The following is a 15,203-nucleotide window of genomic DNA, read 5'->3' as shown; positions in this document are numbered from 1 at the left end:
GTCATTTCTGCCACATTCTTATGCTTTCACATAAGATCAGACTATATCATCAAAGAAGGATTTGATTTTTTCATATTTGCGATTGAGTTGAATGGAGCCATACTTATATAACTGTTGAGCAATCTTTTTCACATCATCTTTTCGAGTAATGTATAAGTCTACGCAACCTTGTTTCGGATAAAGTTTGTGGACAGATAAAGCCAGTTGATTATTATGAAGAAATTGTAGCAATGACAGGAGCATATGACTATTTCCTGTAAACCCGAGTCTTCCACGACTTGATATATGACCATCTGCATCAAAAAAACCTCTTAAATACGCCCACTGTAAATCTTCTCTTCCAAAATTAATCCAACGTTCAAAACCTGTTTTTCGTGGTGTAATTCCTAATTTAATTAAATCATTACACATTTCTGTTGAATTGATTGGTAAAGCGTATTTATTTTGTTCATTTGGCGCTGTGCGTGGTCGGAATTTAATTGCGTCCAACATACATAATTCTTTAGCGATATCTTCAAGTAGTTGTCGATCTTGCTCTGCGAGTGATAACACAAGGCGTTTTGATTTTCTGCGGTCAAAAATCGTTCCATCACCTGTAATATAACCTACTAAATAAGCCTTATTCGCTGTATCAACTTGTTTAAAGTAGTTTTCATTATAACGATATTTCTTATTTTTCAGCTTACCAGCTTCACCAGGCGTTCTTGGTTTAAAAAGTTCTAATTCTTTATTCCATCTAAGAATTGTTCCTCTACCTATACGAAGTGTTTTCGCAATATCTACTTGGCTCATTCCATGCTCATGTAACTCAATAATCTCTTTAATCAATCGTTCTTTGTCTCGCGCCTCGTAAGGACGTCTCCGTACATTACGATTTACTTCTTCCATGCTTCCACCTCCTAAGTGGCTTAAAAGTTTAGGAAGGTTCAATAGTCGTTGAACGTTCATCTGCATTTCCACAGATGCTTCGCTGCTGATTGCCCAATCTTTTCTTTTTTCAAGCATTCACGTTTAACTTCACAGTTTACGTTGTAGCAAGAAAAGCTCTAAGGGTGTTCCAGCAATTCACGAGATTTTAATCCCGCCGTTTTGGTTAACGGGATCCACCTTGCTCGACAAGGTGAGTCAGTTTTGCAATGTCATCTAGCCATGAAACCGAACCTGAAGATTTACCATTAACACCACGTGCTAACGTATTGCGTGGACGAAGTGTTGAACCATTCGTTCCTACACCACCACCACGGCTCATAATTTCCATTACTTGCTTACGGTGATCACTAATACCTTCACGTGAATCCGCAACAAACGGCATTACATAGCAGTTAAAGAAGGTTACATCTGTTTCAGAACCTGCTCCATAAATGACACGGCCAGCTGGTACAAATTTCAATGATACAAGCTGTTTATAAAATTTCTCAAACCACTCTTGGCGTTTTTCAGCTGTTTTTTCAACTAAAGCAAGCCCTGTTGCATTTCGTTTTGCGATTTGTTCATAAAATATTTCAAGAGGCTTTTCTAGCACGTCAATTGAACGTGTAATCACACCTGTTTCTTGCTCTTTAGGATCATCTAATGCGCTACGGTAGTCTTCCTCAATCAAAATGTCGGCTGTTTTTGTAGACATATCGATATGTTGTATTGTTCCTAAACCACGTGCAGGGAATTTTGGATCTGCCTTAACTGTTAATACGACGAAATCACCAGCTTTTAGCGTTTTCTTTTCCGTATCCTTAAACGAGTAGCGATCGATCATCACAAGTCTTGATACACCTTTATGCGTTATGTGCATATCGGGCGTAACAGGGTGAACCTGTGGGAATTGCTCAATATCTTTGTTTAACTGTTCAATTTGTTTGTTTACATCGGGTTGATGATTTGTGAGTACCATCGTTTTGCCTCCCTTATTTTAAGCCTTACAATAATAAATACACAATATCATGTGTCGGTAAACACTACATATTGTGTATGTTTCTTTTAAAAAGATACTATATATAGATTTTTAATTCAACTCTTGCAATTTCAAGTAGATTGGTTACTGCTTGCCATTACAAGGTTTAAACGATGAAAAAATATTTTTCTTATACCATATTTTACTTTTTAAAGTTCCAATCATCATGTGCGTATTTTTTTTCTTCTAAATCGCGCACATATTTTAATTGCTCCTCAGAAAGTGTAAATGGTTTTAATTCAATTTGCAACGATTTTGCAAAGCCATCTCGAAATGCAGTTACACATTGTTCGATAGAAACAGGATTATTAACAAGGCTATTAATAGCAACTGCCTTCTCTGGTAGTTTTTTGCGCATACGCTCTTTTGCCTCATCACTAGAAAAATTAAATACAGATAATAATTTCTCTTCATCTAGATCAAGTAAAATCGCACCATGCTGTAAAATAACACCTTTCTGACGTGTTTGTGCACTACCTGCTATTTTTTTGCCTTCTACAACAAGCTCATACCAACTTGGTGCATCAAAGCATACGGCACTTTTTGGCTGTTTCAAATCTGCCTTTTTTTCTTCCGTGTCAGGTACGCTAAAATAAGCATCCATCCCTAAATTATGAAAGCCTTGTAATATACCTTCACTTAATACGCGATACGCTTCAGTCACTGATTCAGGCATATTTGGATAGCTTTCAGTAACAATCACGCTATATGTCAATTCATGTTCATGTAATACTGCTCGACCGCCTGTTGGTCGACGAACAAAACCTATTCCTTGTTCACGTAATGCTTCTAAATTAATATCTCTTTTCGCTTGTTGAAAATAACCAATCGACAAAGTTGCTGGCTCCCACTCATAAAATCGAATAACTGGAGGAATTAAACCCTCACTATGCCAATCAAGCAATGCCTCATCTAGTGCCATATTAAAAGAAGGACTACATTTTCCTGAATTTAGAAAATACCAAGTTGTCATTACGTCATCTCCTACATTTATAGATCATTTCTAGCCATAATCTAGTTAATTTTATCAAACTCATTGGACTATCGCTAGCGCATCTTTTATAATAATAAAGAAGATAGAAAGGGGTAAGAAGAAATTGGATATACTTATCACAATTGGCGTTATTTTAGTAGTTCTAATTGCATATATCGGTATTAATGCAATGCGTCTAAAAAAAGCCGTAACCAACTTAACACAAGAACAATTTATTGAAGGCTACCGTAAAGCACAGTTAATCGATGTGCGTGAACAAAAAGAATTTGATGCAGGTCATATTCTTGGAGCTCGTAACGTTCCTTCTACAGCATTACGTCAACGTCATAAAGAAATCCGCCCAGATTTACCAGTATACTTATACTGTCAAAATACAGGCCGTAGCGCGCGTGCTGCTCTTTACCTAAAAAAACGTGGTTACAATCAAATCTATCAGCTTGATGGCGGATTCCGTAATTGGACTGGTAAAATTAAAACAAAAAAATAACAATTAAAGCGAACTTAATAAGGCAAAAGCGACTATTTCAAATAGTACTTTTCACAGTAAAGCATGTATTTCGAAAAATCGACACCAATGCTTATTTTCGCGCAAAAGAATCCATTCCAACTGCTTTGGTAATGGATTCTTTTTGCTAAAATTCAGAGTTTCTTCTATATAATAGTAGTTGTCTAACGACTAACCATTTCGTTTGAATTTAACTTATTCTTCCTCATACAGTGGACAGTAAAATGTCAAAATGCTCCGAAGTATTGTCGAGGCCGTTTATCAAATAACTCTTTTTGTCGTAAAAGTGAATTTTCCACAGCCTCCATACTTGTTCTAATTCTACTCTCCTACTTTGTTGTAAGCCATCTCCCATTGCAAGAAAAACAATATGTCTAAAATAACTATTTTTCGTAATAAATATATCAGCATGGACCGAATTCTTCTTTTTTTGCTGTAAACAACTGAAATTTACCCTTGAATTATTTGCTAGGCATTGATAGGATAAATAATATCTTAAAATAATGTATAGATTAAAGCTATGAATGCTATGGATCAAACTATAGCAGGAGCATTTCTGGAGAGAGCGCAATTTGCGTCGCCGAAGGGTTCACTATCTCAGGCAAAAGGACAGAGGAGTAATATAAACTTTCATCACGAAAGCTATACCATACGAATGTTAAATTTATTTTTAACTAACCAAACTTTCGAACATGGTAATTGTTATTCTGACGTTTACGAGACTAGTGTCGCTACTAGTCTCTTTTTATTTTCCAGTCACAGCTTCTACGCATCTTATGGGGGAATGAACGTGGAACAGCAACAATTAAAACGTGATTTAAAAAATCGCCATGTGCAACTTATTGCGATTGGTGGAACTATTGGTACCGGTTTATTTTTAGGAGCAGGTAAAGCAATTGCTTTAGCAGGACCTTCTATTATATTGGCTTATCTTATTGTCGGAACCGCCTTATTTTTCGTTATGCGGGCGCTCGGGGAACTATTATTATCGAACGCTGGCTATACTTCATTCACAGATTTCGCTACAGAGTACATTGGCTCTTGGGCAGGTTACGTCACTGGCTGGACCTATTGGTTTTGCTGGGTTATGACCGCAATGGCTGATATTATTGCCGTCGGTGTCTACACACAATATTGGTTTAATATCCCGCAATGGGTACCTGCAATTGGCTGCCTAGTACTTTTATTATTTTTAAACTTATTGACTGTAAAACTATTTGGGGAACTCGAATTTTGGTTTGCTCTCATTAAAGTTGTAACAATCGTTGCACTTATAATTATCGGATTATTCATGCTATTCACTGGATTCCAAACAAGCTCTGGAACAGTATCAGTGGAAAACCTTTGGGCACATGGTGGGCTCTTCCCCAATGGCATATACGGTTTCCTGATGGCATTCCAAATGGTTGTCTTCGCTTTTGTTGGGGTTGAATTAGTCGGTGTTTCTGCTGCAGAAACCGCAGATCCAAAAAAAAATATCCCCTCTGCGATTAACAAAATTCCACTACGAATTTTATTATTTTATGTTGGGGCATTAGTAATCATTTTATGCATCAACCCTTGGTATGAAATGTCTGGAACAAGCAGTCCCTTCGTACAAGTATTTACATTAGCTGGCATACCTATTGCAGCTGGTATTATTAATTTTGTAGTACTGACATCTGCCGCATCAGCAGGCAATAGTGGTTTATTTTCGACAAGTCGCATGTTGTATAATCTTGGTCGCAATAAACAAGCATCCGCTTCATTTGCAAAGCTAAACAAAAATAGTGTACCAAGTAATGCACTTATCATCTCTGCAATCGTTGTATCAGTGGGGGCCTTACTTAGTAAGCTAATGCCTGAAAACGCCTTTAGCGTCGTGACAACTATTAGTGCAATCTGTTTCATTTGGGTATGGAGTATTATTTTAATCTCTCATATCATTTATAAACGTAAAAATCGTGCCTTACATGAAGCATCGATTTTCAAAGCTCCATTAACACCGTTTGTGAACTATTTAATACTTGCATTCTTCGCGTTTTTATTAGTTGTTATGTTGATTTCCGAAGAAACAAGAACGGCTCTTTTACTAACACCTATCTGGTTTATCGGACTTTTCCTTCTATACAAACGCAAAAATCGTCAACAATAAACTACACTGTTTCTATCATCATTTGTGACAAATCCACAGCAAAGACGCAATCATTAAGCATTGCGTCTTGTTTTTCATTATATAGTTGATTACACTGACTGCCTACCTTTCTCCAATTATCCAACATTACAATGTTTAGCTGTACAACTGATATTGCTATCTCAGCCGTACCCCATTCTCTTATTGACTGTACATTTAACTTTGTATCTCCTTTTTAATGCTAAACTAGCGTTATGCGTTCTAGATGACAGTCGAAATCTTTTCAACAACAGGCCCCCCTCTCGCATACCTAATGTTTCCAATGTAAACATATTATTAATTAAAAAAGTAACTTCCTTTTTAGACTGATTAATAGGAAGAAAAAACAGTGTAATTTCATTTATTTTTATATTGAAAATTTTTAGTTATTTTTTTATAATGTCACTAAGAAATTGGTAGCACATGTTTGAATAGTTGATTTATGTAGGTGTGGTGCAAAATTATGCGAATTTGATATTCAAACATCCACTATTAATACAAAGGGGTAAAGACAATGAAAATGAAAAATCTATTGATTACATTAGTTAGTGTTGTCATTGTATTTTTCATAATAAGCTTAGTCCAAGCAAGAATTACATGGCCATTACTACAAGTATTAATGATCATCGGTTTTATTATCAATCTATGTATGTCTTTATTGTCTGAAAAGAAAAAAATACAGTAAATATTAAAGGGTGTTTATAAAGTTTCATATTTGTGTGCCCACAGAAAGCGCACGCACGAAACGGAAATCAATGGCAGTAGTTCTTTACTTTTAAATTTTATAAAAAAAGACTGTAGATAAAGCTTCATGCTAATCTACAGTCTTTTATCATTAAAAAATATTCATGTTCCACTCTGTCGCAACATGCTTTAGTAATTTTACTCCTGCGACACTATTTCCGATTTCGTCAATAGCAGGTCCATATATGCCAATACCACAACCAGCAGGGAAAGGTGAACCTAAACTTGCGTGACTTGGAACTGCCGCAACAATGGCGCCTGATACACCACTTTTAGCGGGTAAACCAATAAATGCAGCGAATTTACCTGAGGCATTATACATACCACACGTCACCATCAATGCCTTTGCTAGTTTTGCCACTTGCTTTGGAAACAGCTGTGTTTGTAATAGCGGATGATAGCCATCATTGGCGATAACTAGACCGATCATCGCTAAATCTGAAACATTTACTTCAATTGCACATTGCTTCAAGTACACTTCCAATGCCTCTTCTACAGGGCAATCTAAAAAGCCTGAATCCATTAAATAATACGCTAATGACCGATTGCGATTGGCGGTGTGCCATTCAGATTGAAAAACCTCTTCATTCACCTTTAATTTCTTCCCAACAATTTTCTCTAAAAAATAGAGGATTTTTGAAACTTTCTCTTGTGGGGAATTACCAGCAAGCATCGAGGAAACTGTAATGGCTCCTGCATTAATCATCGGATTAAACGGTTTTCCAGGCTGATGACTTTCAAGGCGAATAATTGAATTGAAGGTATCACCAGTAGGCTCAACATCTACTCGCTCTAAAACATAAGATAATCCTCGGTCCATACACGCTAAAATAAACGTTACAACTTTCGATACACTTTGAAGCGTAAAAAGTTCAGTTGTATCCCCTCCATTAATTTCGTCATTATTTGGTCCAATAATCGAAATGGCCAAATGATGAGGATCTTTTTGAGCTAATGCTGGAATATAGCTTGCACATTTACCTTCTTGTGCAAATGGTCGAAACTCCTTCACCCACTCAGCTACAAGAAGTTGATGCGGATTATCATATTTGTTGTTTGTATGATTTGTAAGCATTTTGCTATTCTCCTCTCTTAGATGAAGGCTATCATCTTTTCCCTAACTAGGGAAAAACAGAGCCTTCATAGTAAATCTACGAAGACTCTATTTTCTATTTAACGCTTTGGAGGATTTGTTCCTTCTGGGATTAATGAAACATACATTTCCCCATCTAGGCGTTCCTTCCATTCTTTTTTAGCTTCTGCAATAAGCACAGGATTATTTATTAATTCAACTGCTGTGCAAGCCATAATGTTGGCAGCCTGTAGCATTCCTTTATGAGCAATCGGCATGACGCCCTGTGATACAACCTGCCAAGTATGAAGCGGTGTACCTAGTGCCATACAGACAGTTGTACATTGAACAGTAGGAACAATCCAGCTAACATCTCCTACATCTGTTGATCCGCCCATGATAAATTCTGGTAGGACACTAGGGATGTGATCAGCAATGACTTTATCTTTTAACTGCATCGCATCTTCTTTTTTTAGACCAACTAATGATGATGCTTGAATTTCAGGGCTAAACGTATTAAAAATAGCTTGCGCATGCTGCTCATCTTCTATTGTATAAGTTGGCATACCAATTTCAAGTATTTGTTTTTGCATTGCGTCATACAGCGTTTTGTTTGAAATAAGATTGGATGCAGCTCCCTCAAAGGCAATCTCCACCGAAGTTCCTGTCATCAACGTTGCGCCTTTCGCAATATTTTCAACACGTTGATAAATCTCTTGTACTTGTTGTTTTTTAGGTGCTCTTACTAAATAAGTTACTTCCGCATATGGTTGGACAACATTCGGAGACGTGCCGCCTGAATCTGTAACCGCATAGTGCAAGCGCGCCTCTGGAATAATATGCTCACGTAAATAGTTTACCCCAACATTCATTAGCTCAACTGCGTCTAACGCACTTCTGCCAAGATGGGGTGCAGCGGCAGCATGTGCACTTTTCCCCGTAAACTTAAAAGTTACTGCATAGTTTGCTAGAGAGCTACAAGTCATAACCGATGAAAAAGTACCAGGGTGCCAAGATATCGCAATATCGACATCATCGAAAATACCAGCCTTCGCCATATAAGCTTTACCTGAACCATTTTCCTCTGCTGGACAACCATAAAATCGAATCGTCGCTGATTGATTATTTTGCTCTAAGTAATCCTTCACCGCAACAGCAGCAGCAAATGCACCTGTTCCTAATAAGTTATGTCCACAACCATGACCACTTCCACCATTTTCTAGTGGCTCATAATGTGTAGCCCCACCCTTTTGACTCAAGCCTGGGAGTGCATCATATTCACCTAGAAATGCAATAACAGGCTTTCCAGAACCGAATGTTGCTACGAGTGCCGTTTCAAGCCCAGCAACGCCAACTTCTGTCGCAAAGCCCTCTTTTTCTAATGCCGCTTTCATATACTGAACAGATTTTTTCTCTTGAAAATGCAGTTCAGGCACCGCCCAAATCGCATTGCTCAATGCTACACTAGCTTCACTTTTTGCTTCAATTAACGAAGATATTTTTTCATGAATACTCATATTTTCTCCTCCAATGACGTTTATAAATTCAATAGTTTTCCTTTTTGATCATTTAACGTTAGTAGTGAAATAATACAAATGCCTGCAAATCCTATTAGCATCCAAAAGGCTGCGTCAAAAGAACCGTCAAACGCATCAACCATAAAGCCGATAGCCATTGGTGTTACAAATCCGGCTAATTGACCGCCAGTATTGGCAACCCCCATTGCCGAACCTGTAATAGATGATGGTAATTTTTTTAAGACAATGGCAGGTAGTAATGTAATAACAAATGCAATAAATATCGACACAACAGTTTGATAGCCAATAAATAATGTCACAGATTCTGCTGTAAACATTAAATACAATAAAATTCCAATAACTGCACAAGAAATGGAACCTAAAATTTTGTCCATTCCACGTGGTAGCTTATCAATAATAAAACCACTACCATAAACACCAATAATTGTTGTAATCGCTGGAATTGTTTGTGCCCAACCAATCGACATCAAATCAAGTCCACGATTTTTTTGAAGATAAGTTGGAATCCATGATACTAATCCCCAGTTCACTGCGTAAATACAAAAATAAGCAATAATTAAATTCCACATAAGTGGCGTTTTAAATAGCTCCTTAAAGCTAACTTTAGTAGTAACTTTCCCATCTTCAACACTACCTGTTGATACAGTTTGCTCTTGTGGAAGTTTAATGTATTTCCAGTACAGAAAGGCGATAAATGCCCCTATTAAGCCGATAATAATGAACATCATACGCCAGCCAATTGTTCCTAATAAATAAGCAGAAAGAAGTGGAACGATTAACGATACAATGCCTCCAGAGGTAAGCATAATCGACATTGCTCTCCCTCTTTCTTCTTTAGGGAAAACAGTTGCAATGATTTTAGAGCTAGCTGGCTGGAATCCACCTTCACCAATTCCGAATAAAAATCGAATAACAATCATTGCTGCTAAAGACCATGCTATAGCAGTTAAGCCCGTAAAGATGGACCACATAATGACAGCTATTAATAAAATTCGTTTCGCACCAAATTTATCTGCTAACCAACCACCAGGAATTTGCATAATCGCATAGCCTAAAAAGAAAGCGCTTAAAATAATTCCTGTAGAAGACGCATCTAAGCTTAAATCCCCTGTAATTGCTACAACTGCGTAGTTCATAATGTAACGATCTAAATTCCCCAACGACCATCCTAAAAATAATAGCGCCAGTATAATATTTCTAGATTTTTTTGTCATTTCATTTGTTGTCATCCATATCCCTCCCATGTTTCACGAAACAAATACCAGTTATGCTGTAATCGATAGTATAGGCAAAAGGTGTGTAATTTTTTATATTTCCCATACCACGATTTTTTTGCAAACCATTACTACTTTTCCACCTCTCCCTATCTATTAAAATATATATCCCCTTTATATAGCGACATTTTCGTTATATATTCGTATAATAATCAAATTATTAAGATCTGACAATATTTTTTTGAAAATTTTTAATAGATAGTCGAGGGATAAATGGGTACAAGATGCAATAGTCGTAACAAAAAAACCGTTGTTTTATCTACATTTCTAGCATGCTCATAGTAAATAAAAATCACAAAAAATTTTTTATTGTGATTTACTTGTAGTATCTATCTATAAAACAAAAAATGTCCCAAAAACCATTAATTGGTTTGGGACATTAATAAATATAAATTTAATAAGCAGACTGTTGCATGACAAGCTGATAGATTTTAATTGGTCGGCCACGTGTATGCTGTAATTCCTCACCGCACATTTTTGCTAAACCGACATTACACAAATCAGCAACGATACGCTGCGCATTTCGCTCACTCATTTGAAGCTGTGTAGCTAAATCCTTTGTCGTAAAATGCTTCCATCGCATTTTTTGGACGAGTGCCAGTATTTTTGTATAGGTTTTAATGCCGACACCACCCCTTTTTAATTTTTCAAGTATTTCAGGATCATCTGCTCGATAGGAATAGGAGAGCTCTTCGGTATTCCCAACGGATTCAATAATAGTTCCATCTTCTTGAATCATCACAATATCGATGGAATCATTTTCTTTCGTTTGTCGTACAGCTCGATGCGCATTTAATTCCGCATTAAAGACAGTCTGTGCAAAACCAATCCCCGCTGTAACCTTGGCATCCAATTCAATAGACAATTGATACATTTTTTCTGTAATAAATTGTATGTGCCCTTCAATTGCTCCCCTTGTACTAAAGATTGTATACCTTCCATTCCCTTCCTCAATTAGAGAGCCGTCAATCTGTTCACATAATTGCAGAAAGTTTTCCTTCATGCGTAATTCTAGATACTGTATACGATAGCCTTGCTTCATTCGTTCCTTCAATGAATCGAAATCTTTTATTTCGAGCATCACAGCACCAATTTGTGTTTCTTTATAATAGGACGTTTTGATTTTTTCAGTAAACAACTGTACTGTATGATAAATTTCAGTCTTTGTTGGTGAAACCCAATGTGAAGGAACGCCCATTTTTTGCAATTGTTCATCCACCGATGGATAACATGTAATCGCAAAATCAATTTTTCCATCTTGCCATAGCTCATAATGGAAATTAAATAATTCCTTTGGATCAATAGCGACATCAAATTCTTTTAAATACATTTTTTTCACGCTTTTTTCAATTTCAGCTAATCCTTCTGATGCCATTTGTGCAGGCGAAGGGATAATATCAACACTTACATGCTCAATAAATTTCTTCATTTTATAAGTTTGCTCTAAAAAGCCTTTATAGATGGCCGCCTCAGAAAAGATAATATGCGCAAGCTTATCCTTTGAAATGCTTGTCTGATTCGCAATTGTATAAGGTATGTATCCTGAAAATAGCCAAAAATCAACATCTTGATTATGAGTCTCTACAATGTGTTTTGTTTCAGTAGCAACGCCATAAATATATGGAATAAACTCCATATCCTGTTCTATTTCTTGTGCCATTTCGATGATTTTTTCAACAGATTTAATTGGTCCAACAACACCTATTTTATACATCATAACTTCCTACTTTCTATTAACAAACTGCACTTTTTCTTAAGGAATTCTCGCTGCTTAAACCATTTAACTGTAAATAGTATAGCGAAAATTAGATTGTTTGGACAAATGATAGCAATATTTTCATTGTAAAACGCAGATTTTCTACTATACGAAAACCCCGAATAATAGAAAATTATCCGGGGCATTGTTTATTATTTATCAGTTGTATACATTTTATTATAAAGGATTTCTAATTTCTTGGAAAGCTTAGCATATGCATTTTGCCATGCTTTACGAGCCGCTTCATTGCCTTCAGTAGCAGGTACATAGAGCGCATGAACATCTGCAACTTTTTTCAAGTCACTCTCTGCCTGTGTTAACTTCGAATAATTTTTTACAATATTTTTTTCAGAAGTACCAAGGGCATCATATGTTGTACGAATTTCTTTTACATTCGTTTCTAAATCATCAATATATTCGCCATTAATAAGCAGTGAATTAATGGATTCAATTAATTTCAAAGCAATTTCATTCGATTGTTGTTGTCCTTGTTCTTTATCAATAATAGCTTGTCGGATTTCTGAACTAACTAAACTCATTTGTTTTGAAGATAGCTTGGCAAAAGCCTTAATCACTGTTGTTGGATTACTAATAAATGATTTTTCATACTGCTTTATGAATGTCTCTACTTTTTTTACATCTGAAACTGCCGCAGTTAAAATCGAAGCATTCGTAATACGTTTTTTATCATTAGCGCTTAACTTATTATATTGTGAGGAAAGCTCCATTATTTTTTCTTTTGAAACTGTATATATATCGTTAGAGATGATATTAGCAATTGCCTTATTCAAATCCACTATGTCTGGTGCATTGCCATCCACTAAACGATTGTTGAGTAAATCTTCGTATTGCTGTTTCGCTAAATGCTGCTGATTGGCAGGTAGTTTAGCATAAGCAGTTTGTACGGTTTGAATTTTTTTAGCTTGTTTTGTAACATCTGTTTCTTCTCGTGCAGTTTGAACTTTTTTATGGAATGACTTTACTCCAGAAAGATCTTTGCTAGCAGCTGTTAATAAATAATAGTTTGTTACATACTTTCGTGCTGGAGAAGATAGGCTTTTATATGTCACGGTCGCTGCATTAACAGCCGATTCATATTGGGCAAATGTAAAGTTTGTAACGTCAGCAAGCTTTGCAACGTTTGCTTTCAAAGCTTCTGCGGCACCCTTATCAGCAGGTACCTTACCGTTTCCATCAACCGTAACATTTGGTGGATTTAATAAAAAATCATCTGCACTATAAACGAGTGATTGTTGCAAGCTAGTTAACTTATTATAAGCTTTTAACGTACTAGTATAGCTTGAATTAAGCTTGTTTTCAGCCACACCAGAAACCTCGGATAGCTTTTTATATGCGTCCATTTCTTTTATTACTTTTTCTGCTGTTTTTAAATCCTTTTGCAACGTTACAATGCGATCATATCCGATAATTTTAGCAGCCGAAGTTTTCGTTAGCCCTTTATATTCATTAATGATTCGGTTTACATTCGTAACATGACTTTGCCAAGAATGTACGGACGGATCTATTGGGTACATGTCTTCTGCATCACCAACGTAGCTGTCGATTTCTGCATTTAATCTATCAATTTGACTGTCTTCTGCGTTTTCTGCTTCAAGTAATGTAGTGACATAATTGGCTGGTACTAATTGTAATTGTTTATATGTTAGCTTTTCATAAGCCGTACGTATCGACTTCGCTGTCGTCACTTGCTTGCTAGGTGTATTATTTGGTGACAACTTATCGAAAAGTTTAATAAATTGCTCAACCTTTTTTATATCCTGCTTTGCATCACTTAATATTGTTTGATTTTGAACAGCTGAACGATAATTTTGAGATAATTTTGCTATATCCTTTTCTATTGTTTCAACTGCCGTTTGTAACGATTTTATGTTCGTTGGTACATACTTAACAAGAGAATTTTCATATGCTAATAACGCTACGATTTCTTGATTTAATCTTCTAACTTCCTTAAATTCATCGATATCAGTTGGATTTTTCAATATGTTTTTAATACTATTATATAAAGCATCATTGATATCTAAACTGCGTTGTAATAAGTCCAACTTATCATAAGTCTCTTCAATTTCTTTTAAATATTGTGTTAGGTTCTTTTCATCAACCTCATTCACCTTATCTACTTTCTCATTTAACTTGCTCAATAGATCTATATCAGCAAGTGCTCGCTTCAAAACATCATAATTTGTCACATTAGCCTTTGCAGGTGCTGTTAATGCCTGATACTTAGCCTCTAACGCTGTAACATCAGCTTTAAATGAAGCTAGACTTGAGATATTATATTGATGGTCATTTTTAAGCACTGTTTTAATTTCATTAATCATTGTGTTTGTTGGTTCATTTGATACTGTAATTTCATCAGAAAAATCTGATTCTACAATAGCTGTACCAACTTTTGCTTTGACCCTAACCATAATATCTTTTATATTTTCTTCTAAAGCATTTTTTGGGACTGTATATGTACCACTAGTTGCTCCATCAATAATTGTGAAAGAATCACCAACTTTATAAAACCATTGGTAGCTATATGTAATTTGACTACTTTGTAATTTTGCTCCTGCACTATCAGTAACATCGACTGTAACTTTTACTTCTTCCCCAGGAACAATATACTTTGAAGCAATTAAAAATTCTGGTTTTGTAATCGCAAGTTGTAATGTATTAATTGTTCGTGTTGCACTCTTATATCGATTATCTGTCGTTGTAATAGCTTCTACAAAAATTGTTTTCCCCGCAGCATCTACTGGAACGGTAAAGGATGAAGTAGTTGCACCAGAAATCGGTTTATTCGTAACGTTATTCGTTCCATTTTCGCCCGTAGCATTTTCAACATAATACCATTGATAACCTTTAACAATTGTATTGGCTGGTAAATTTTCTATAGAAGCTTTTAAAACTCCATTCACCATATTTTCACCTGTCACTGTCACTTCTGACTCCGCCGCTCCCGCAACTGTTGGGACAATAAGAACCGCAGGAATAGCTGCTACTGTGATAAATAATTTTTTATTCAATTTTATACCTCCTTCATACATCTATTGTTTATATCGGTCATATTTCTATAATTTCTTTCGTTTTATAGAATATTTCAAAAAGGTGTAAATCCTCCTTATTGTAAAATACAAAATAGTAATATATTGATATTACATTACTTTTTGCAATAATACTTAAGTATATAAGATTGGCATGATGCAAATTTCTCACC

10 protein-coding genes, 1 pseudogene and 1 riboswitch are annotated in these 15,203 nt (G+C 35.9%); of the genes and pseudogenes, 3 read left to right on the top strand and 8 right to left on the bottom strand.

What is annotated here, in order from left to right:
- Positions 1 to 36: 36 nt before the first annotated feature.
- The 3 genes and pseudogenes from NSQ74_RS12995 to NSQ74_RS12985 all read right to left on the bottom strand — a co-directional run bounded on the left by NSQ74_RS12995 (position 37) and on the right by NSQ74_RS12985 (position 2,921).
- A complete protein-coding gene (locus NSQ74_RS12995) occupies positions 37 to 888 on the bottom strand; it encodes an LAGLIDADG family homing endonuclease (RefSeq protein ID WP_340823833.1) in 852 nt (283 codons plus the stop codon).
- A 208-nt stretch (positions 889 to 1,096) separates the two neighbouring features.
- A pseudogene (locus NSQ74_RS12990) lies at positions 1,097 to 1,888 on the bottom strand (ribonucleotide reductase N-terminal alpha domain-containing protein); the annotation flags it as partial.
- Positions 1,889 to 2,090: 202 nt separating this feature from the next.
- Positions 2,091 to 2,921, bottom strand: a complete 831-nt coding sequence (locus tag NSQ74_RS12985) for a lipoate--protein ligase family protein (RefSeq protein WP_340823832.1) — start codon at positions 2,919 to 2,921, stop codon at positions 2,091 to 2,093.
- A gap of 124 nt (positions 2,922 to 3,045) precedes the next feature.
- On the opposite strand from NSQ74_RS12985, the gene NSQ74_RS12980 reads away from it, so the two are divergent.
- The 3 genes from NSQ74_RS12980 (at position 3,046) to NSQ74_RS12970 (ending at position 6,284) form a co-directional block, all read left to right on the top strand.
- The gene (locus NSQ74_RS12980; protein WP_340823831.1) at positions 3,046 to 3,429 is read left to right on the top strand and encodes a rhodanese-like domain-containing protein; all 384 of its coding nucleotides are present in this window, start codon (positions 3,046 to 3,048) and stop codon (positions 3,427 to 3,429) included.
- 564 nt (positions 3,430 to 3,993) lie between these two features.
- Positions 3,994 to 4,070, top strand: a riboswitch (glycine riboswitch).
- 167 nt (positions 4,071 to 4,237) lie between these two features.
- Positions 4,238 to 5,581: an amino acid permease gene (locus NSQ74_RS12975; RefSeq protein ID WP_340823829.1), complete on the top strand. Its 1,344-nt coding sequence runs from the start codon at positions 4,238 to 4,240 to the stop codon at positions 5,579 to 5,581.
- Positions 5,582 to 6,113: 532 nt separating this feature from the next.
- Positions 6,114 to 6,284 (top strand): hypothetical protein, encoded by a 171-nt coding sequence (locus tag NSQ74_RS12970; protein WP_340823828.1) that lies wholly within the window; start codon positions 6,114 to 6,116, stop codon positions 6,282 to 6,284.
- Between the two features lie 150 nt (positions 6,285 to 6,434).
- Here NSQ74_RS12970 and NSQ74_RS12965 read toward each other — a convergent pair whose 3' ends face one another.
- The 5 genes from NSQ74_RS12965 to NSQ74_RS12945 all read right to left on the bottom strand — a co-directional run bounded on the left by NSQ74_RS12965 (position 6,435) and on the right by NSQ74_RS12945 (position 15,012).
- Positions 6,435 to 7,418, bottom strand: a complete 984-nt coding sequence (locus tag NSQ74_RS12965; RefSeq protein WP_340823826.1) for a glutaminase — start codon at positions 7,416 to 7,418, stop codon at positions 6,435 to 6,437.
- 98 nt (positions 7,419 to 7,516) lie between these two features.
- Positions 7,517 to 8,932: a M20 family metallopeptidase gene (locus NSQ74_RS12960; RefSeq protein WP_340823825.1), complete on the bottom strand. Its 1,416-nt coding sequence runs from the start codon at positions 8,930 to 8,932 to the stop codon at positions 7,517 to 7,519.
- Between the two features lie 20 nt (positions 8,933 to 8,952).
- Entirely contained in the window at positions 8,953 to 10,182 is a 1,230-nt protein-coding gene (locus NSQ74_RS12955; protein ID WP_340823824.1) for an MFS transporter, read from the bottom strand.
- A gap of 439 nt (positions 10,183 to 10,621) precedes the next feature.
- On the bottom strand, positions 10,622 to 11,944 hold the full coding sequence (locus NSQ74_RS12950) for a hypothetical protein (RefSeq protein ID WP_340823823.1): 1,323 nt from the start codon (positions 11,942 to 11,944) through the stop codon (positions 10,622 to 10,624).
- Between the two features lie 191 nt (positions 11,945 to 12,135).
- Positions 12,136 to 15,012, bottom strand: a complete 2,877-nt coding sequence (locus tag NSQ74_RS12945) for a hypothetical protein (RefSeq protein WP_340823822.1) — start codon at positions 15,010 to 15,012, stop codon at positions 12,136 to 12,138.
- Positions 15,013 to 15,203 lie beyond the last annotated feature (191 nt).

It is taken from the genome of Lysinibacillus sp. FSL W8-0992 (genome assembly GCF_038008685.1).
Classification (GTDB): Bacteria; Bacillota; Bacilli; order Bacillales_A; family Planococcaceae; genus Lysinibacillus.
The sequence above is the reverse complement of the archived record's forward strand: the minus strand, read 5'-3'. Positions and strand labels throughout refer to the sequence as shown.